1 protein-coding gene is annotated in these 895 nt (G+C 55.3%); it reads left to right on the forward strand.

Features of this window, described 5'->3' with window-relative positions; genetic code table 11:
• A partial coding sequence (locus E1297_RS01310) for an ABC transporter ATP-binding protein (RefSeq protein WP_155132914.1) occupies nt 1–895 on the forward strand: 895 nt, incomplete at both ends.

An 895-nucleotide genomic window follows, 5' to 3' on the forward strand; every position in this document is an offset into this window, starting at 1 on the left:
TTACCATTAACGGCCTGTCCAAGACCTACGACAGCGGCTTTCAGGCACTCAAGTCCGTCGATCTCGAAATTGAGCGCGGTGAGTTGTTTGCGCTTCTGGGGCCCAACGGTGCCGGCAAGACCACCTTGATCAGCATCGTGTGCGGCCTGATCAAGGCAACGTCCGGACGGGTGACTGTGGAGGGCCATGATATCTATGATGACTATCGTGCGGCACGGTCGTTGATCGGATTGGTTCCGCAAGAACTGACCACCGAGCTTTTTGAGAAAGTGATGGCCACGGTCAATCTCAGCCGTGGGCTGTTCGGGCTGAAGAAGGACCCTGAATATATCGAAAAGATTCTGCGGCAGTTGTCCTTGTGGGACAAGCGCAACGACAACATCAAGTCCCTGTCGGGCGGCATGAAGCGCCGTTTGTTGATAGCAAAGGCATTGGCGCACAATCCGCGGGTCCTGTTTCTGGATGAGCCGACGGCGGGTGTGGACGTCGAACTCCGGCGCGACATGTGGGACATTGTTCGCGGGCTTCAGGCTTCGGGCGTGACGATCATCCTCACAACCCATTACCTCGAAGAGGCCGAGGAAATGGCCGACCGGGTGGGCGTGATCAACAAGGGGGAGATCATTCTTGTCGAGCAAAAGGATATTTTGATGCGCAAACTCGGGCACAAGCGCCTGACTTTGCAGCTCACCGATGCAATCACACAGGTGCCGGATATCTTGAGGCCCTACAATCTCGAGCTCTCCGGCGCCGGAGACGAACTTGTCTATACTTATGACAGCCTTGGAGATCGCACCGGGATTACACGGATGATGAACAGCTTTCGCGAGAGCGGCTTGCGTTTGAAGGATCTGCATACCCAACAGGACAATCTGGAGAAGATTTTCGTTGACCT

This window comes from Roseibium sp. RKSG952, assembly GCF_009711355.1.